Consider the following 19,221-nt stretch of genomic DNA (forward strand, 5'->3'; position numbering starts at 1 on the left):
TCAGATGACCGGCGTGACCTGGCGCAAGGCGCATCGCCTGGCATCGAGTTTGCGCATGGAAAGGGGGCGACGATCAATGTGACCGTCCGCCACCTTCAAGCAGCCGAACGGGATCAAGATTCTGTTCGGCTTTAACGATCCGTGGCCCCGGAGCCTGGCTTGCGCCATCAGAGTGTCATCCGGGGCACAGTCTGACCCGGTACGACTTCAACAGGCCGGATTCTGGCCTATGCTCGCCAGCACCGTTCAGGCCCCTGCCACCCCCGTGCGATCGGCCACCGACAGCGTGTGCCTCTTGGTTAACGCATAGTGCAGTTGCGCGGTCTTGCGGACGCGCATCTTGGCCAGAATTGCCGATCTGTAGATATCAACGGTACGGGGACTGACACACAGCGCCCGCGCGATTTCTTTGCTGGTGTGCCCCTGAAGCAGCAGCGGCAATACATCCTTTTCTCGCGGCGAAAGATGAACTCCGCTTTCGGCGGATGTTGCGAGGTCTTCAAGTCGCATACCATTCCCCCAGTAAATGGCGACCAGCGCATTCTGATTTCGGCATGATTCAGGTCAGTTTCGGTTTCTGTGCGTTTCAGAGGGGCGCCAGATCCGGCTGGATGAGGTGCTGTTATCTATAAATTACTTATGGGTATTCCCCGATGCGAAATCCACTTTCAAACATGTGCAGCGGAAGCAAATTTTGTGGCAGGCATCTGAATGGTCTGGAGCAGAAATGCCACGGACCTGCCGCAGATGGGCATCACCCTTTCGCGCAAGCGCGACAGGGTGGAGCTGCCATGCCGCGCTCTTGCGTTAGGCGAAATGAATCAAGGAACTGCTGTGGCTTGAAGATGAAGCCTTGCCTGCCTTGCGGGGCAGCACCGAAGGGCCGAAGCCCGTTCAGGGCTGGAAGAAGTGGCAAAGGAACGGGGATTCTTACTTAGTGAACTTACTGGTGTCAGCCGCGTCGGGAAGCGCTCTGCGTCGACTCTACCGCGAGGGAGAGCTGTCCCGTGCGCTGGCGTCGCAGCCGCAAGCGGGCCATCGCAGCACGGGCGCCGCTGGTGCCTGCGGCGCCGTCGCGTGCCGGACCCGCATCTGCAAGACCGAGCGCCCCCGCCGCCCTTGGCTACCATGGCCTGGCGGTCTTTGCCGCCCAATTCACCGCAATGGGCGATCAGCTTCGCGCAACCGGAACGCTGCGCAGATCACCCATTGTTCCGTTGGTGCAACCGCGCCGGATATCGGGCATCAGTCCTTGTCTTTGATCAGGGCCTGCATTTGCTTCAGCCTGAATTCAAAGGTCTGGTTCATGTCGAAGTTGCGGACGATTGACTCTCGCGCCGCCTGGCCAAGCCTTGTTCGTAGCTTGGCGTTTTCCAGGCAGCGCTTGATCTGCTTGGCGATTGCCCTGACATCGCCCGGCGCGGCCAGCAGGCCGTTTTCGCCATCGGTGATCAGCTCTTGCACGGCCGGCAGGTCAGAGGCGACCACGGCGCAGCCCAAGGCCATGGATTCCGCTAGGGACCACGACAGGACGAAGGGCGCGGTCAGGTAGACATGCACGGTGCCGGCGGCCAGAATACGGCGCAGATGCGCGTGGTCTATCGTTCCCGTCAGGTGAATTCTGGAAAAGTCCAGGTTCAGGGAATCGGCCGTTCGGTGCAGCCAACTGTCTCCGGCCCGCAGCTTTTCGCCATAGGCCACCTTGTTTTCGCCGATGATCACGATGTGCAGGTCCGGCATCGAGTTTTGCAGGATCTCGATCGCCTTCAGAAAGTCGGGGAAGCCGCGCGTGGGTTCGAAGCCCCGGCCGATATAGGTGACGATCTTTTCCGTCCCGCTCAGGTTCAGCCAGGGGAAATCAATTCTGGCCTCGGGGTCGGGCTTCAGCTTGTCAACGTCAACACCGTCATGCGTGATGGTGATCTTGTCCCGGAACATCTTCGGGAACTGGGACGCCTGAAATTCATTGGGCGTCCAGCAGGCATCCGCGTTCAGGAATTCCAGAACGATGGGCATGTTGCGTGCCGCATCATGCGCAAAGTTGACCAGGCGGTCCGCCGTCAGCTCTGCCACCGTGTCCGGGGGCGCCAGCGCATTCGCCCGGTAAAGCCATTCGTGATAGGCAATGTACTTGGCGCGCGGCCAGACATTCTTGAGCAGCAGCCCGGTGCCCCAGCCGCAATGCGCGATGATGATGTCCGGCGAAAAGCCGGCGTCCCGCAGCTTCAGCGCCGCGCTGGCAGAGCCGGCCGCCGTTGCGACGGCATTCTCGACCTCTCGCAGATGCTGCGCCTGATTGTCCAGGTGCCAGGGCTCGTCATTGAAATTGACAAGGCCGGCATCGCCGCCGGGGGCGGCTTTGTCGCGATGCAGCACCACGACCTCATGCCCCCTTTCCCTTAGCCACGGGGCAAAGTGAAGGAACTGGCCGAAGATCGCGTTATGGGCAAAGAGAACCTTCATGCGTCGCGCTTGTCTTCCGGAACGTCCTTGCTGATGGCCGTTATCGTGAAATGCTCGGGCAGGAAGGGCACAATGTCACTGTGCCTTTGCATGATCGCCCAGATGCTTTGCTGCACCGCCGCCAGCGGGGCCCCGGTTCTGGCCCCGATGACGACAACCTCTTTGCCCGCCTGCAAGGTCAGGACCGCGGGAAAGATCTTCGAATACACCCGCTTTGTGAATTCGGTGGTGTCCGGGTCATCAAGAACGGGCTGGAACATGAACCCGTCAGAGGCAAGGGTGCGGGAAATCCGCCGCATCGCCGCTTCGAAATCCCGCGCCTCGCTGGTTTTCGTTGGTTTCACGAACGGATCAAGCATCACGGCGCCAACCGTGCGGGGCTGCTGATCCTGGGCCGTTTCGTCCAGCGTGCCGATTTTGACGCGCAGCTTCGACAGGGCGGGAACCGCCAGCCGGTTCAGCAGGTCTGCCCGCTGATGGTTCTCTTCGACCACCTGGAAGGTCAGGTCGGGCCGCAGGATCGTGGCGATCGCCGGGAACAGCGGAACACGGGGGGACCGCAGCAGAACGGTGGTCTCTGGCCTGACAAAGGCAAGCGCGATGGCCTGGGCAAAGTTCACATCCGTCCGGCAGTACAGGGGGCGGGCGAAATCCAGCTTCAACCCATCGTCCTGCGAAGGCGAAAGGGTTTGCGCTTCGCCCGGGTCGCCGCCCGCGGGCGCCGCATCGAAATAGGCCAGATCACAGGTCGGAGACCACAGCAGACCGGGAAAGGACGGCGCTTGTCCCTCTGGCAAATCCGGGGGCTGCGCAAGATTGAAGATCGCGTCGTGCAACTGCCGGAAAGCCGAGGATTCAAGACCTTGCGCGGCGTCGTTCAGCACGGAAAGTTCAAAGGACGACAGGCCCGTGCAGGGGTTCCTTCCCTCGATGAATTCCATGCAAAGCGCGAACTCTTCGGCGATGCTCCCTTCAAGCGCCACGTCACTGAAACTGCCATCATGGCGCTGTGCCCTTACGACAATGCGGCGGGGCACCCATGCAGGGCGGGCCAGTCCCTTCAGCACCGGATTGCGCCGGGCGGGGTTGAACTGGAAATTTCCCATGTCGATCAGCACTGGGTTCAGCAGTTCAACGCCTGTGCCGTCATTCATCAGCACGATGGCCTTGATCCCGAAGCCGATCATGGGCGCGGCAAGAACCCGGCAGTCCGTGCCGCGCATCTGATCGGTCATGACCTTCACGATCTGCGACACCCGCGGATCAGAGACCGAGGCCCCCGCGACCGGAAGCCCCAGTCGTGGGTCTGAATAATGAAGGTATGACGGCACGGGAACCTCGCGGGTGTGGCGATGTCAGTTGATTGCAGGGCGTGCCGAAGGCTCAGATTTTTTCGGCGGCTCGACCGCAGGTTTCGACGCCTTCGAGGTGCGTTCGACGAACTTCCGCGCCAGAAGACCCGAAACCGCCCGCCGCGCCAGTGCAGACCTTGCAACTGTCACCTCGAAATCGGCCCCGAAGATTTCGGGCAGGATTGCCCGGATTTCGTCAAGCTGGTCACCCGTCAATGTCTTCAGCGCCTCTTTGCCCAAGTGCAGGCTTTCGGTCGGGGCGCCGTTTGCAAAGATCACCTCATGCTGCCGGAACATGACATGCCAGTAGGTGACGGTTTCCACATCCTCGGCAATCTCGACGCCGGGCAGGCCGACAAGATGCTTGGCGGCCACGAACACCTCCTGGTCGGCGAACATGCGCTGCGCGATCCTTGACCGCAGAACCATGCGGTGTTGCGGCGAAACAAGCAGGTCATCGGCCGGTATGTTCTTGCCAAGCGCGCCGGCCTTGATGCGGATGGGCCGCAATTCCGGCATACGCGCCAGGTCGGCGGGGCCGAACATCCGGCTTCCGATCCAGTCAATGGCAACAAGGCCGTGGTCGGCTGTCTGCACCATCATGCCGACATCCAGATCTTCGACCGCACATTCCCCCTGATCGGTCTCGATCATGCTGCCAGAGGCAAAGCAGGGAACGGATTCCAGTTGTTCAAAGGTGTTGACGGCAAAAGTATCGCCAGACCCGCCCAGGCTGACGGTGCCGGTGATCTGGCCGCCGTTCCAGCCGATCACATTGCCGGCCGTAAGGTTTGTGACCGTTGTCGTCGTTCCGCCACCGCTCAGCGTTGCGGCATTTGCCAGGGTGATTGTCCACTGCCCGCCAAGTTCAAGAAGGTCAGTCCCGCTATCCCCCTGCACCGGGCCGTTGATGGTGGATGAGCTGTGGATCCTGACAGTGTCAGTACCATCTCCCGACCGAATTTGGTTGTTAACGCGGGAGCCGTCGATCTTCAGGTAATCCGCACCCGCGCCAAGTGTGATCTCTCCGCCCACCGTCGATGCACCGATTACCACGGAATCGACACCATTGCTTGTCCAGACGCCGCTTGTGATGCTGGACGAGGTGATGGTGATATTGCTGGAAACTGCGTCCTCGGACCTGACACCGAAGCCGCCCAGATTTCCGCTGACGGTTGAACCGTCGATCACGATGTTTGCAAGTGAAGACCCGCTAGCGTTGTCAATATATCCGCCAACGCTGGACCCGTTGACGACGGACAGCGTGGCAGACCCGCCCGTATTGCTGTAGACGATGTTTCCGGCCACCGTGCTGTCTGAGACAGTGATCTGGTTGTTTCCGTTACCGGCATCCAGGTTGCCACCCACACGCGTATCTTCAAGCGTGATAGAGTCATTCCCCGCAAGCATACTGACAGCGCCAGAAATGGTTGACCCGGTGACATAGATCGAATCCGTTCCTGCGCCCGAGCCGGCGGCCTCGATCGGGCCGTTGATGCTGGACCCCGATATTGACATCGTCGAGCCGACGGCATCTTCGGCCCGAAGGCCGGCTGTTCCAGAGATCGTCGAATTGGTGATGGTGAAGTGCGCCAACGACGAGGCCAACTCGTTGTCTACTTTTCCGCCGACTGAGGTGTTGTTCAGAACAAGGGTGGTGTTCGCGCTGGAATCGCCAGTGACATAGGCAATGTTGCCGCCGACGGTGGCATCATTCAATGTGATCTGGTTGTTTCCTGCCCCACCGTCGATGGCGCCCTGCACCCGGATGTTCGTGCCAAGCAGCGTATCCGCGCCTGCGCCCAGGTCGATGCTGTTGATGGATGTCGCCCCCACGGTGCTGACATTCTGCAGAACCACACTGTCAGCCCCCGCGCCGGTCTGGATCTGGGTGTTGTTCAGCGTGGTATTGGCAATGCTGACCGTATCCCCGCCATTTCCCGTGACGATGTTGCCGGCCAGCGACGAGGTGCCGATGCTGACGCTGGTCGATGCCGTTGCGCTGCTGGCAATGCCGTTGCCGACCGTCGATCCGGTGATCTGCACATTGGCAAGTGAGGTCGTTCCGGCGGAAATCTGCCCGCCAATCGACGATGCGTTCAGGGCAACGGTGTTGCTGGCCGTTGCATCGGTGCTGCCCATGTTCAGGTTGCCGGCGATGGTCGAACTTGTCAGCGTCAACTGGTTGCTGCCGGTGCCGGCATCATAGGCGCCCGACACCTTGACCGATGTCCCGACCAGGGTGTCATTGCCCGTGCCAAGCTGAATGGCCGAGATGGAAGAGCCGGTCATTCCCACGGTGGCGAGCGACACATAATCGTTGCCGGCCCCCGTAAGGATCTGGCCGGCAACGGTTGATTGGGTGATGGTTACGCTGTCATTGCCCGATCCAAGCGACACGTTGGTGCCCACGCTTGACGTGCCGATCGTGACCGAACTGCCGACCGTGCTGTTCATTGACACGGCCTGACCAATGGTCGAGCCCGAGATGCCGACGGTGGTGTTGGCTGAGTTGCCCTGTTCGAAGACGTTGCTCTGGATCGAGCTGTTGGTGATCTGGATCGAGTGGTTTACGCCGTTATCTGTGCCCAGGTTGACGTTGTTGTTGACCGTTACATTGGTCAGCGTGAAGAAATTGCTTCCCGCCCCGCCGTCGATCACCCCCGAGGAGCGCACGGAGGTCGCCACGAGCGTGTCGTTTCCTGCGCCGAGCCCAATGGAGCCGTTGATGGAGGTGTTCGCTGTCGAGGCATTGGTGATGACGATGTTGTCGTCGCCGCTCCCGAGAGCGATGTCGTTGACCTGCTGCCCGCTGGTAAACCCAACACCTGCGGACGCGGTGATGGTGACATTCGATCCAAGCGTACCGCCACTTGCATTGATCGTTACCGAGTCATTGCCGCCGGTTCCAGAGATATTCGCCATCGTTTCACCAACGCTTAAAGGGGGGGGGGCGCATAGACAAAACCGTCGCGCGGCCCTGCGGCTGAACGGTAGCTACTCATTACCCATGACAGGGAAAGGTCTATGAGTTCGAGGGTAACGCCGAGGCTGCCCTGGACCAAGCGTCTGCTTAACCACTTGCATTGATCAACGCGAAATGTATCGAAATTTTCGTGAAATGCACCGAGCGGCATGGCTGGCGATCACGAAAAGTAAAGCCTTGCCGGCAATCGCCAGATCAATGGCCTGCAATCCGCGGCCTTCCCGAAGCTGAAGGCAGGATTCGAGACGCCGGGGGAGGCTTCGTGCAGGATGCGGTCTGGCTTGACTTACACCTCCGCTCTTGCACGCAGACCTGCATCAGCGTGACAACTCATGTCAGGCGCCCCTGCGAAATGTCTGCATACATACATTTCATGAGTTTTCTTATGCGCATGGAACTGTCCACGAATGTGCCTGTCGCCTTTGGTTTCCGGCTGCGGCAGTGATTCCGCCTTATCCGCGCAGCCAGACAGATGACCTGTGCAATTCTCTGCACGCAATTGAATTCGGAATGGTTTCGAAGCCGGTGGGGTAGGCCGCTTTGCGTTTTGGTCTGCCCGCTGCCCAAGCGGGTTTTCGCGCAGGGCGGGCGCGGTGTCGTGACTGAGTAAAGAGTGAAACAAGTGCAGGTTAAAGGGTAACCGGATTATGGCCTTCATCAAGACCTGGGTGTTGAGTTCGCCTTATGGCGGTTCTGTATCGTCTTTGACCAGTGACGCGGCTGGCGTGCTTGCGGCGCAATCCATGGGATCGGCCGCCTCTTCGACCTATAATGAAACGCAGACCTACACCGGCCCGCAAGGGACGATCGGCCTCGATGTTCTTCTTGAACACACTCACTCAAGCCCTTTCTTTGGCTCTGGCCTTGATGACTGGGTTTCATTCGATGGCGGTGCAACCCAGCTTACCGTTCAGCAATATCTTCCGCTGGCAGGCGTTACGGTTTCCATTGATGGAGGGGCGCCGGTTGCAGTTCCTGTGGTCTATACGTTTTTCCTGAGCGACGGCACGGTTGTCCTGTCATTGCCGGCAAGCTTCATCACTGCACAGAGCCTGGATGGCACCGAGGCCCTTGTCTTCAATCTTTCGGGCGCGACTGACAATTCGTCGGGCGACGATATTGGCGCAGCCCTTCCGAACCTGCCCGTTGTCCCCTGCTTCACGCGCGGCACAATGATCCTTGCCGACGGGGGCGATGTCGCGATCGAGGATCTGCGGCAGGGCGATCTGATCATGACACTTGATTCCGGCCCGCAGCCGATCTTGTGGATCGGAAGGGTTTTGATCGGTGCTGCCGATCTTGCGCGGCACCCGCATCTCAAACCGATCCGAATCAAATGTGGGGCGCTTGGCGATGGTTTGCCGAGGGCTGATCTGGTCGTGTCTCCGCAGCATCGCGTTCTGGTGCGTTCGGCGATTGTAGAGCGCATGTTCGGGAAGGCTGAGGTGCTGGTGGCGGCCAAGCATCTGACAGGCCTTGCCGGCGTCGACGTTGCTGAGGACGCTGAGCCCGTCGAATACTGGCACTTCCTGCTGGGCAAGCATCACATCGTGCTTTCGAACGGTGCACCGACCGAGAGCCTGTTTACCGGCCCCGAGGCGATGAAAGCTTTGCCAGAACCGTCACGCAGGGAAATCTTCGAGATCTTCCCCCACCTGGCCGAACTTGACCATGCGGCGCTGATCGAACCGGCGCGGATGCTGGTTCGCGGCCGCCGTGCGCGTCGCTTGGCCGAGCGCATGGGCAGCAAGGCCCAGCGACAGGCTGAACCAAGGCAACCCGTGGAAAGCGAACCTGAATCGTATCAGCCCTGCAGGTGCCAGACTTGATCGTCGCGCAGACACCCGTTCAAATCTGCCGGAGCGGAAAGATCGCTCTGGTAGAAGACCTGAATACTGGCGATCGCATCTATGATGCGCTGACCGACAGTCATGTCGAGCTTGCCGATGTCCGTAGTCGCCAATGTAGTGCCGCTCAGGTTCGGTTGACTCGCATCGAGGCGGGGCGATTTGGTGTCAATAGACCTCGTCAGGACATGATCGTCAGCCGCCATCAGCTTGTGGCGCGCCCGATTTCGAAGGGCATGTCAGGCGACTTTGGCTGCACATTCATACCGGCGCATGTGTTTGGCAATGATGTCATCGTGCCAGCCACTCTGTTTGTCCTGATCCCTGAGCGCCCGGCCATCATTCTTGCAGATGGGGTAGCGCTGTACTTGATGGACAAGATGTTGTTGCAGGGGCGGGGCACTACGGCCAGTGCGCCCTTCAGGCGCCCAAGACCGCAGGAATGGCAGGATTGAAGTCCCTTGATTTGGGAAACTTATAATGCGAGCCTCTCAAAGAAGCGGATGGGCGTTGTGGCCCGAAGGCTCTCTGTAGCCTGATACGATATGTATGGCCAAGCGGAATGCGTCGCAGGCGCAATGTGCTGCGAAACTTGGTGATGTTGGTTTTGGCCGCACCGTTAGTATATATCGCCAATGACAGGTGACCCGCTTATGAGGCCGCAACTTATCGTATTTTCTATCGGACCAATCTACTATTTTCCGGATGGTCGATTTCTGAAGATCTTTCTTGAGAAATCGCTGATTGCCTTCAGCCTTCCATCGGCCATACTTGTTGCCACGATCTATAATCCGACGTTTTCAGGAACGGGTTCCGTTTTTGTTGATACAACAATCGCGATCATTTCTGGAACGTGTTTCTTCTTCGGGCTGATTGTTTTTTCTGTTCTGCACCTTCTGCTTTCGCAGGTATGGTTGGCTCCTGGATATACGCCGATTGGATATTTCGGATCGGCCTTGCTGTCAGAGTATTCAAGAATGGCAGCGTTTCATCATGTTGAAGCAATAAGTGCCGTCAGCTTAAGTTCAGTTGTCATGTCGGCGGCCTTGGTGGTGCCGGTCATCGTTGTTCTTGAGCAGGTGGTTATCAGGTTTTTCAGGATCAGCTCTCTTGATGACTACGAGATTTCGCGCATCACGGTGTTTTCCCGCGCCCAGACTCTGGCGGAGCCTGTCTTGCCGTCCCCGGGGGTGGAGGCCGGTGAAGTTTCTTATGTCAGTGATCAGGGCGGTCCCGATAATGCAAGTGCGCCGCTTGGTCCGCCCAAGGGCGCCGCTCCAATCATCAGGATAGGCGACAGAAGTTTCCGGTCCGACGAGTTGAGGCTTCTTGAGGCCGAGGAACACTATCTAAGGGTGACTTCCGCAAACGGTGTGATCCTCGTGAAAGAAAAGATTTCGGTCGCGTGCGCTGAAATTCCCGAAGAGCTGGGGATGCGCGTTCACCGATCCTTCTGGGTGGCCTACGCCGAGACGAAATCCGTCGTGAAACTGGCGCCGGGCAGATACGGGGTCGAGACGGCCCACCTTGGCATCGTGGCCCTTTCCAGAGGGCTGAAGGAAGAATTCCGCAGCCGCCATGAGGCGTGGCGCAAGGCAAATGGGGCCTAGGGCCAGGACTTCGGTAACGGGTCCGTCCCAGTCAAGCGGGTTTGCGCATGCGGATGCACCGCCGGACTGAACCTCGGCATGAAGTTTTAACGCCACAAAGCCATGACAGCGGCGGATGATCCCCACCGCTGGAGATACAGAAATGCCTTGATCCCCGCCGCCATAAAACTAAGATCCTACGATGATCTGTTCCGAGTGATCATTGTAAATGTGGATGAATGATGATTAGAGCGCACCTAGCGACGTTCCCCCCTCGTCATAACCTTGTCCTTCGTGTTCTTAAGCAGATAGCGCCGCAGGTTGACAGGGTATATGTATGTCTTAACAATTATACCAAGCTGCCGGACTGGTTGGCGAGCTTCAGGAATGTTGAAGTAATCATTCCGAAGCATGACTTGAAGGACGCAGGAAAGTTTGCGTTCTCCGTTCAGCCCGAGGATATTGTTTTCACGATTGATGACGATATCTTCTATCCATCAGATTATGTAAGAAAAACTTTAGAGTACACACGCAAACTTCCATTGGATGTCAACTCGATTGGCTACCAAGCCAACGCGCTTGTAGTAAAAAAAGACAATGATGCACCGACTTGGAAGAATTATTTCTTCCACAAGAAGTGTGGCAATATTTTTAAAACAGACATCCTTGGCACCGGGACGGCTTGCTTGCTCGGATGCAATTATCCCTCACTTGATGATATTAGCTATTCTTCAGGCTTTGTTGATATCGGAGTTTCTCTAGATCAAACACGAAAAGGCATCCATTTATGGACGATTCCCCGCGAAGATAAGTACCTGAGAAGCATTTTGCCAAAAGACCTGGAGGCAAGCACGCTGTTCAATACGGTCAACCGCGCGAAGTCTCCACTCATGATGTCACACCTAAGAAAATTGATTTCAGAACGGACACCACGATCAGGAACGAGGTGGGACAAACTGTTCTCTTCGGAGACTGGAACCGTTGATTTGGAAAAGTAAAGTCAGACCAACCGCGCTGGACCGACTTGTGGCATGAAGGCGCTCTGGCCGTTAAGGCCTGGTGGTCCGTTAGGGAGTAAGCGGCGTCGCCGCCTCACCTGCTTTCAGCTTGACGGCCTGAAGTTCCAGGGCAGAAGGTCGTCGATCTGGGCCTGCGGGTGGCCGGCGGTGACTGCTTCCAAAGCTGGCCTGAGGTAGGCGAAGGGTTTGACGCCGTTGACCTTTGCGGTGGCGTTCAGAGATGCGATGCGCGCTGACCTGCTCCCCTGAAACCTCCCCACTCTGGGGGTAGTCTGTTCCTTGACAGAGGAGACGGACGATGAGGTGCAGCAGGTTCAGGGAAGAACAGATCATTGGAATCCTGAAGGAGCACCAGGCCGGTCTGAGCGCGGCGGAACTCTGCCGCAAGCACGGGGTGAGCGAGCCAACCTTCTACAAATGGCTCTCGAAGTATGGTGGCATGGAGATGTCGGACGCGAAGCGGTTGAAGGCGCTCGAGGATGAGACCGCCAAGCTGAAGAAACTTCTGGCGGAGTCCATCCGGACATTTCGACGCTGCGCGAGATGTTCGGAAAAATCTCTGAGGGCCAGTTCGAGGAGATCTACCGTGAACTGGGGCATTACCGAGAAGGGCTATTCGCAGAGGCGCGCCCGTGCACTCGTCGAGATCGCGATCCGCGCGTCTATCGGTACCGCTCGACACGGGGCGATGCTCCCCCGGGGCCTATCTTGCCGTGAACGCTGTCTACCGTCTGCCTCTGGACGAGACGTTCCGCGTGGATGGTGATCTCTTGTTGTCGGTCTCCTGGCGCTCGGACGAGCCATATGCCGCACTGACCTCCGCAGACGGGAGAACAACCCGTGGCGAGCTGAGTTCCTCGGACACGGTCTCCGCGCCAGACGTCTGTGTACGCATCGCGGTGAATTTGATGCGGTTGCCCACGAAGGAAGAGACTTCCTTCAATGTCAGGTACATCGCTAAACCCCAGAAAGCCGAAGGCTGCTCTGGCTCGGTTTTCGGCTGACGCAGTGCCCTCGGGTCACCTCCGGCGGTCGGCCAAACCATAGAGGTGGATTGAGATTGACATGTCAGGCACGGAATTCAAGCATGGGTTGCGGAGCAAGTCAGCCGGGTGCCTGAATGTCGCAAGTCAGATCGGTTGCGGGGTGCGTCTAGGGCATGTCACTCGGTTTTGCTGCAGGTTTTGGGTTGATGATCGTTGCAGCCATTTCCTGCGCAGACCGGCCTGCCAGTGCCCAAGTCGTTTCTCATGGAAGCCTTCCCCCGTTTTCTGTTTTCAAGGACTGCGATCAGTGCCCTGAAATGGTCGTCATGCCGGCCGGTTCATTCATGATGGGGGCGGTTCCGGGCGAGTCGAAGGATCCGTTCGACATCTATGGTCCGGTTGACGCCAAGGATTTCGTTCTCCGCGTTCGCGGACCTGATGAAATCAACATCATCCCCAGCGAACACCCCCGCCATCAGGTCGAGATGGATATCCCCTATGCCATCGGCCGCAATGAGGTGACCCATGCCGAATGGATGTCTTGTGTCGCAGACGGGGGATGTCCGTATGTGCCCGATCACCGCGTGCTGACAATGACCGGCTATCGAACACTTGGGCCACAGCACCCTGTGATCAATGTCTCTTACCTTGATGCGCAGGATTATGTTGCCTGGCTGAACCGCCGGGTCGGTGCGCAGGTCTATCGTCTGCCGACCGAGGCCGAGTGGGAATATGCCGCCCGCGCCGGGACGGATACACCCTTCGCGCAAGGCGATGAACTGAGGTCAGACCAGGCCAATTTTTCGCGCAGCGCCACCGAGAACCTGCTCAAGATGCCACGACCGGATATCATCGAGCGGAAAGCCCCGGTTCCGGTCAACGAACTGGAGGCTGCAAACGCCTGGGGTGTTCGACACATGTCCGGGAATGTTGCAGAGATTACGCTTTCATGCTGGACCGACACGCATCTGGGACTGGCGACGGACAGTGCCTATCTGGCGGAGGCCGAGGCGAAGTCACCCTGCCGACGGGTCGGCAAGGGCGGGGCATTCAACACGGCTATGGATGGCCTGCGGCCAGCGCACCGTTTCCGCCCTGAAGAGGATTACAGGCGCGCTTTCTTCGGGTTTCGCCTTATCAGAGAACTTCTTGTGCAGGAAAGCAAGCAATAGCGCCCTTGATGCCGACGGTGGTAGTTCGACCACTCTCCGCGTTATAGGGTATGTCGTGTTGACAAAAGGGATTCACAGGGAGTTCTGATCTTGTTTCAGGCGGGTATCTGCGATGGAGACCAGCTTGGCATGAGACCTGATGTCGGATGAGGAGTGGGCGTTCCATGAGCGCTTCATCCTCGGCCTCCGCGCTCCGAATGGGCGCAACCCTCTGAACCACCGCCTTGTTCTGGGTGGGATTTTCTGAATCGCACGCACCGGATCGCCGTGGCGTATGCTGTGACACCCGATACCTCGTCCATCTGATGTTCGCGTCTGGCCCAGGGAAAGGGCCGGGCAAGAGCAGATCGGAGTTCACCGAAGAACAGATCCTCCGCGATCCCCCACCGCGTCCGGCCGCTGACCTGCGCCAGCCGTAGTGACCTCCGCTCAACTCAGTAATCCGCCCGCCCACCCGACATGTCGAAGATGGCACCTGTCGAGAACGAGGTCCGGCGCGAGGCGACGAAGGCCACCATTTCGGCCAGCTCCTCGGGGGTGCCAAAGCGGTTCATCGGGATTTTCTCCAGCAGCTCCTGCACATAGCTTTCGGGCCAGCCATCGAAGATCCGCGTGCGGATCGCGCCGGGGGCGACACAGTTCACGGTGACCCCGGTGGCTGCAAGTTCCCGCCCCAAGGTTTTGGTCAGCGAAATCACTGCGGCCTTGCTGGCGGCATAGGCCGCGATCTTCGGCCCGGGCTCTTTGCCGGCCACCGATCCGATGGTGACGATCCGGCCATAGCCGCGCGCCACCATATCGGGGATCACCGCCTGACAGCACAGCAGGGTGCCGGTGACATTGACCTCCATCACCCGCGTCCAGTCGCTGACCGAAAGCTCGGCCGCGGCCATGTTCGGGCCGGGAACGGCGGCATTGCAGACCAGGATCGAGATCTCGCCCAGCATCTTGCGCGTATCGGCATAGGCCGCCGCCACCGCCTCGGGCGAGGTGATGTCGACGGCGCAGGCATGGGTCGGACCAATGTCGGACAGTTGCTCGGCGCTGTCGCGGGCGGCGGCGGCGTCCTGGTCCCAGATGGCCACCCGCGCGCCCTGCTCCAGAAACTTGCGGGTGATCGCCTGGCCAAGCCCGCGCGCGGCGCCGGTGACGATTGCGGAACGTCCCTTCATCGCTTGCTCTCCTGTCAGGGGCTGGGTTTGCGGCTGCGTTCCATCCAGGCGGCGATTTCGCCGACCAGACCCTTGCGGAAGGCCAGGATGCAGGACAGGAACACCACGCCGATGATCACCGACAGCCATTCGCCCACCTTGTCGGCAAGGAAGTTCTGCAGCAGGATCACGAAGAACGCCCCTGCGACCGGCCCGCCCAGCGTGCCAAGCCCGCCAAGGATGCACATCATCACCACCTCGCCGCTAAGCGCCCAGTGCAGGTCATTCAGCGATTCATAGGACAGCGCCAGCGCCTTCAGCGCCCCTGCCAGCCCCGCCAGCGCAGCCGAAAGCGTCATGGCCAGCACCTTGTAGCGTTCGACATCATAGCCAAGCGAAACGGCACGCGGCTCGTTCTCGCGGATCGCGGTCAGCGCAAGGCCGAAGGGCGATGTGACGATCCGGTGGATCGCCAGCAGCGCCAGCACGAAGCAGACCGCGACAAGGCCATAAAGCGCCAGGTCGCTTTCAAGGTCGATCAGCCCGAACAGCCGCCCGCGCGGAATGCCGTGAAAGCCGTCGTCGCGCCCTGTCCATTCCATCTGCATGGCGACGAAATAGATCAGTTGGGAAATCGCCAGCGTGATCATGGCGAAATAGATGCCCTGCCTGCGGATGGCGACCGCACCGGCGACAAATCCGATCAGCGCCGCGACCGCGATGCCGGCCAGAATGCCAAGTTCGGGCGGCCAGTTCAGGAACTTGGTCGTCACGCCAAGCGCATAGCCCGCCGAGCCGAAGAACATCGCATGGCCGAAAGACAAGAGCCCGGTATAGCCCAGCATCAGATTGAAGGCCGAGGCGAAGATCGCAAAGCACAGAAGTTTTACGATCAGCATCGGGTAGATGAAGGCCGGCGCCACAACCAGCGCGGCAAGGCCAAGAGCGATCATCAGATTGCGGTTGATTGTCATGGCTGCCTCACTGTTTTCCGAACAGGCCATGCGGGCGCACCAGCAGGACCAGGATCATCACCACGAAAATCACCGTCGAGGAGGCCTCGGGGTAATAAACCTTGGTAAGGCCTTCGAGCAGGCCAAGACCAAGGCCCGTCACGATGGAGCCAAGGATCGAACCCATGCCGCCGATCACCACGACGCCGAAGACGGTGATGATGATCGAATGGCCGATCTGCGGGGTCAGTTGCATCAGCGGCGCCGCCAGAACGCCGGCAAAGGCGGCAAGTGCGACGCCCCAGCCGAAGACCAGCGTCACCAGCAGCGGCACATTCACCCCGAAGGCCTTGACCAGCGCGGGGTTTTCGGTGCCCGCCCGAAGGATTGCGCCCAGCCGGGTGCGCTCGATCACCGCCCATGTCATCAGGCAAAGACCCAGGGCCGCGACAATCACCCAGGCGCGATAGACCGGCAGCTTCATGAAGCCCAGATCCACCATGCTCGACAGCGAGTCCGGCACCGGGTAGCGCAGCCCCGAGACGCCGAACCAGACCCGAACCACCCCCTCGATGATCATGGTCAGCGCGAAGGTGACCAGCAGGCCGTAGATATGATCCAGCTTGTAGATCCGGCGCAGGATCGTGCGTTCGATCACGATACCAAGGCCGGCCGCCATGATCGGCACCAGAACCACCGCCCACCAATAGCCCAGCCCCAGCGGCTGCAGCAGGAAATAGGCAAGGAAGGCGCCCAGCATGTACATGGTGCCATGGGCGAAGTTCACGATGTTCAGCAGGCCGAAGATCAGCGAAAGGCCAAGCGAGAGCAGCGCGTAGAAACTGCCGTTGACCAAGCCAAGCAGCAACTGACCATAAAGAACGGGGACGGGAACGCCAAAGATTTCCGGCATGATCAGACCCCCAGCCAGGTGCGGATATCGTCCATCCGCGCGGCCAGATCGGCCTGACGGATTTCCTCGACCACGGTGCCGTGCTCGATGATGAAGAAGCGGTCGGCCAGCGGCGCCGCGAAACGGAAGTTCTGCTCGACCATGATGATGGTGAAGCCGCGCGCCTTGAGATCGCGGATCACCCGCGCCAGCGTCTGCACGATGACCGGCGCCAGACCTTCCGAGATTTCGTCCAGCAGCAGGATGTCGGCGCCCGTGCGCAGGATGCGGGCAATGGCCAGCATCTGCTGTTCGCCGCCCGAAAGGCGGGTGCCGGGGCTTTGCGCGCGTTCCTTGAGGTTGGGAAACATCGCATAGATTTCATCCAGCGACATCGCCATGTCGCGCCCGGCGCGGATCGGCGGCGGCAGCATCAGGTTTTCTTCGCAGCTCAGGCTCGCGAAGATGCCGCGCTCTTCGGGGCAGTAGCCAAGGCCACATTCCGCCATGCGGTGCGCGGGGGTGGCGCTCATGTCGCGGCCCTTGACCGCAAGCGTGCCGGTCCGTTGGTCCAGCATCCCCATGATCGCGCGCAGGATCGTGGTGCGCCCGGCGCCGTTGCGGCCGATCAGGCTGACCACTTCGCCGCGGGCCACATCCAGGCTGACGCCATGCAGTACATGGGATTCGCCATACCAGCCGTTGATATCCTTCAGGGAAAGTACGGTTTCGCTCATCCGTGGGCCCCTTCCAGCTCGGTCTCGCTGCCCATGTAGGCGCTCAGCACCCGCGGATCGGCCGAGACTTCGGCATAGCTGCCCTCGGCCAGGATCGCGCCGCGTTGCAGAACCGAAATGCGGTCGCAGATCCCTGCCACCACCTTCATGTTGTGTTCGACCATCAGGATGGTGCGCCCCGCCGCCACCCGCTTGATCAGCCGGGTGACCCGCTCAACATCCTCATGGCCCATGCCCTGTGTCGGTTCGTCCAGCAGCATCACCCGCGGCTCCATCGCCAGGGTGGTCGCGATCTCGACCGAGCGTTTGCGTCCATAGGGAAGGTCTGCCGCCTTCACGGCGGCGAAATCCTGCATGTCGACCTGTTCCAGCAGTTCCATCGCCTGCCCGTCCAGCCGCGACAGCACCCGTCCGGGCAGCCAGAAGGCAAAGGTCGGCGCCAGCCGCCGCTGCAGGGCAACGCGCACATTCTCCAGCACCGTCAGATGCGGAAACGTGGCCGAGATCTGGAAGCTGCGCACCAGCCCGCGCCGGGCCAGCGGCGCAGGCTTCATGCCGGTGATGTCCTGCCCGTCGAACAGGATCCTGCCCGAACTTGCGGGCAGGAACTTGGTAAGCAGGTTGAAGACGGTGGTCTTGCCCGCGCCGTTCGGTCCGATGAGGGCGTGGATGTCGCCCTCACGAACCTTCAGCGAAACAGTGTCGACCGCCCGGAACCCGCTGAACTCTTTGCAGAGGTCAACCGTTTCAAGGATATGGGTCATCGGCCGCGCCTAGCCCTTCGTGACCAGCGGGCACTTGCTCTGTTCAAGCGGCCGGAAGGCCTTTTCGGCGGGAATGGTCTCCAGCACGTTCAGGTAATCCCAGTCGTATTTCGACTCTTCCGGCGTCTTGACCTGCACAAGGTACATGTCATGCACCATCATGTTGTCTTCGCGCACGCGGCCGTTTTCGGCAAAGACATCATTGACCGGCATTTCATGCATCTTGGCCAGAACAGCGGCGGCATCGTCGGTGCCGGCGGCTTCGACCGCGCGCAGATAGTGCAGGGTGCCGGAATAATCGCCGGCATTGACCATGTTCGGCATCCGGCCAACCCGGTCATAGAACCGTTTTGACCATTCGCGGCTGGCCTCGGTGCGGTCCCAGTAGAAGGCATCGGCGAACAGCAGCCCCGAGGCCTGTTCCAGCCCAAGGCCGTGGATCTCGTTGATCAAAAGGGTGAAGGCCACCATCTTCTGATCGTCGCCGATGCCGAATTCCTTCAGCGCCCGGATCGAGTTGGTGGTGTCGGAGGAAGAGTTCGACAGCCCGATCACCTGCGCGCCGGATGAAATTGCCTGCAGCGCATAGGAGGAAAAGTCGCTGGCCATGAAGGCGGGGTGCTTGACGTTGCCGGTCAGCGTGCCGCCCGCGGTTGCGATGGCATCGGTCACGGCCGCCTCGACCGAAAGCCCGTAGGCGAAGTCGGACACGATCAGGAACCAGCTTGTATCGCCAGACGCCGCCAGCGCCTGCACCGGCGAATTGGCCAGCGAATACGAGTTGAAGGCGAAGTGGATGGCATTGGTCGAACAGGCCTCGCCGGTGATCTTGTCCGATCCGGCGCCGGTGACGATCACCACCTTGTCCTTGGCCTTGGCAATCTCCATCACGCCAAGTGCGGCGGCCGAGTTCGACAGGTTGATGATCATGTCGGTGCCGCTGTCATAGGCCTCGCGGGCCTTGGTGACGGCGATGTCGGGCTTGTTCTGATGGTCGATGAAGTCGATCTTGATCGGCTTGCCGTTCAGTTCGCCACCGAAATCCTCGACCGCCATCTTCACGGCCTCGATCGCACCCTGACCGCCATAGTCGGCGGTGGCGCCGGCAAGATCGGTCATCAGCGCGATATGAATTTCGCCGTCCTGGGCAAGGGCCGGTGCGGTCAGCGCGGTGCAGGCCATCAGCGCACAAGCGCATCCTTTGAATTTTCTCATCTTTTCCTCCCGTTATATTGGCTGTGACACGTCGGCTCAGCGCTCCGCAGGCACATCTTCACGAAACCGGCCAAACGTGCCGGGGGCACCATCGC

15 protein-coding genes and 3 pseudogenes are annotated in these 19,221 nt (G+C 59.8%); 7 read left to right on the forward strand and 11 right to left on the reverse strand.

The annotated features are described in order from the left end of the window. Nucleotides 1–246: 246 nt before the first annotated feature. From B6K69_RS17875 to B6K69_RS17890, 4 genes are all read right to left on the reverse strand, one after another. Entirely contained in the window at nucleotides 247–510 is a 264-nt protein-coding gene (locus B6K69_RS17875; RefSeq protein WP_108645086.1) for a LuxR C-terminal-related transcriptional regulator, read from the reverse strand. A 735-nt stretch (nucleotides 511–1,245) separates the two neighbouring features. After that, on the reverse strand, nucleotides 1,246–2,463 hold the full coding sequence (locus B6K69_RS17880; protein WP_108645087.1) for a glycosyltransferase: 1,218 nt from the start codon (nucleotides 2,461–2,463) through the stop codon (nucleotides 1,246–1,248). Further along, entirely contained in the window at nucleotides 2,460–3,794 is a 1,335-nt protein-coding gene (locus B6K69_RS17885) for a peptide deformylase (RefSeq protein WP_335602908.1), read from the reverse strand. Before B6K69_RS17885 ends, B6K69_RS17880 begins: the two co-directional genes overlap by 4 nt. A 24-nt stretch (nucleotides 3,795–3,818) precedes the next feature. Continuing rightward, a complete protein-coding gene (locus B6K69_RS17890) occupies nucleotides 3,819–6,740 on the reverse strand; it encodes a Hint domain-containing protein (protein WP_108645089.1) in 2,922 nt (973 codons plus the stop codon). A gap of 708 nt (nucleotides 6,741–7,448) precedes the next feature. On the opposite strand from B6K69_RS17890, the gene B6K69_RS17895 reads away from it, so the two are divergent. The 4 genes from B6K69_RS17895 to B6K69_RS18070 all read left to right on the forward strand — a co-directional run bounded on the left by B6K69_RS17895 (nucleotide 7,449) and on the right by B6K69_RS18070 (nucleotide 11,235). Then, complete coding sequence (locus B6K69_RS17895; RefSeq protein WP_228156885.1) at nucleotides 7,449–8,630, forward strand: Hint domain-containing protein; 1,182 nt, start codon at nucleotides 7,449–7,451, stop codon at nucleotides 8,628–8,630. Next, the gene (locus B6K69_RS18065; RefSeq protein ID WP_123876602.1) at nucleotides 8,627–9,103 is read left to right on the forward strand and encodes a Hint domain-containing protein; all 477 of its coding nucleotides are present in this window, start codon (nucleotides 8,627–8,629) and stop codon (nucleotides 9,101–9,103) included. Before B6K69_RS17895 ends, B6K69_RS18065 begins: the two co-directional genes overlap by 4 nt. Nucleotides 9,104–9,301: 198 nt before the next feature. After that, nucleotides 9,302–10,258: a LytTR family DNA-binding domain-containing protein gene (locus B6K69_RS17910; protein WP_164682023.1), complete on the forward strand. Its 957-nt coding sequence runs from the start codon at nucleotides 9,302–9,304 to the stop codon at nucleotides 10,256–10,258. 395 nt (nucleotides 10,259–10,653) lie between these two features. After that, nucleotides 10,654–11,235 carry a hypothetical protein gene (locus tag B6K69_RS18070; RefSeq protein ID WP_164682024.1) on the forward strand — a complete coding sequence of 194 codons (582 nt, stop codon included), beginning with the start codon at nucleotides 10,654–10,656 and terminating at the stop codon, nucleotides 11,233–11,235. 104 nt (nucleotides 11,236–11,339) lie between these two features. Here the strand turns inward: B6K69_RS18070 and B6K69_RS18585 are convergent. Further along, a pseudogene (locus B6K69_RS18585) lies at nucleotides 11,340–11,513 on the reverse strand (transposase domain-containing protein); the annotation flags it as partial. A 41-nt stretch (nucleotides 11,514–11,554) separates the two neighbouring features. Here B6K69_RS18585 and B6K69_RS18685 point away from each other — a divergent pair. The 3 genes and pseudogenes from B6K69_RS18685 to B6K69_RS17930 all read left to right on the forward strand — a co-directional run. After that, a pseudogene (locus tag B6K69_RS18685) lies at nucleotides 11,555–11,940 on the forward strand (transposase); the annotation flags it as partial. A 508-nt stretch (nucleotides 11,941–12,448) separates the two neighbouring features. Continuing rightward, nucleotides 12,449–13,414, forward strand: coding sequence for a formylglycine-generating enzyme family protein (locus tag B6K69_RS17925; RefSeq protein ID WP_164682025.1), 966 nt, complete (start codon nucleotides 12,449–12,451; stop codon nucleotides 13,412–13,414). Between the two features lie 139 nt (nucleotides 13,415–13,553). After that, nucleotides 13,554–13,658: pseudogene (locus B6K69_RS17930) on the forward strand (IS5/IS1182 family transposase); the annotation flags it as partial. Between the two features lie 190 nt (nucleotides 13,659–13,848). Here the strand turns inward: B6K69_RS17930 and B6K69_RS17935 are convergent. The 6 genes from B6K69_RS17935 to B6K69_RS17960 are packed head-to-tail and all read right to left on the reverse strand — an operon-like array spanning nucleotide 13,849 to nucleotide 19,126. Further along, complete coding sequence (locus tag B6K69_RS17935; protein ID WP_108645096.1) at nucleotides 13,849–14,586, reverse strand: SDR family NAD(P)-dependent oxidoreductase; 738 nt, start codon at nucleotides 14,584–14,586, stop codon at nucleotides 13,849–13,851. A 14-nt stretch (nucleotides 14,587–14,600) separates the two neighbouring features. After that, on the reverse strand, nucleotides 14,601–15,539 hold the full coding sequence (locus B6K69_RS17940; protein ID WP_108645113.1) for a branched-chain amino acid ABC transporter permease: 939 nt from the start codon (nucleotides 15,537–15,539) through the stop codon (nucleotides 14,601–14,603). Between the two features lie 7 nt (nucleotides 15,540–15,546). Beyond that, nucleotides 15,547–16,431 carry a branched-chain amino acid ABC transporter permease gene (locus tag B6K69_RS17945; RefSeq protein WP_108645097.1) on the reverse strand — a complete coding sequence of 295 codons (885 nt, stop codon included), beginning with the start codon at nucleotides 16,429–16,431 and terminating at the stop codon, nucleotides 15,547–15,549. 2 nt (nucleotides 16,432–16,433) lie between these two features. Then, nucleotides 16,434–17,147: an ABC transporter ATP-binding protein gene (locus tag B6K69_RS17950; protein ID WP_108645098.1), complete on the reverse strand. Its 714-nt coding sequence runs from the start codon at nucleotides 17,145–17,147 to the stop codon at nucleotides 16,434–16,436. Continuing rightward, complete coding sequence (locus B6K69_RS17955) at nucleotides 17,144–17,911, reverse strand: ABC transporter ATP-binding protein (protein WP_108645099.1); 768 nt, start codon at nucleotides 17,909–17,911, stop codon at nucleotides 17,144–17,146. Before B6K69_RS17955 ends, B6K69_RS17950 begins: the two co-directional genes overlap by 4 nt. A 9-nt stretch (nucleotides 17,912–17,920) precedes the next feature. Next, complete coding sequence (locus B6K69_RS17960) at nucleotides 17,921–19,126, reverse strand: ABC transporter substrate-binding protein (RefSeq protein WP_108645100.1); 1,206 nt, start codon at nucleotides 19,124–19,126, stop codon at nucleotides 17,921–17,923. Nucleotides 19,127–19,221 lie beyond the last annotated feature (95 nt).

Source organism: Pseudogemmobacter blasticus (genome assembly GCF_003071405.1).
GTDB lineage: Bacteria > Pseudomonadota > Alphaproteobacteria > Rhodobacterales > Rhodobacteraceae > Pseudogemmobacter > Pseudogemmobacter blasticus.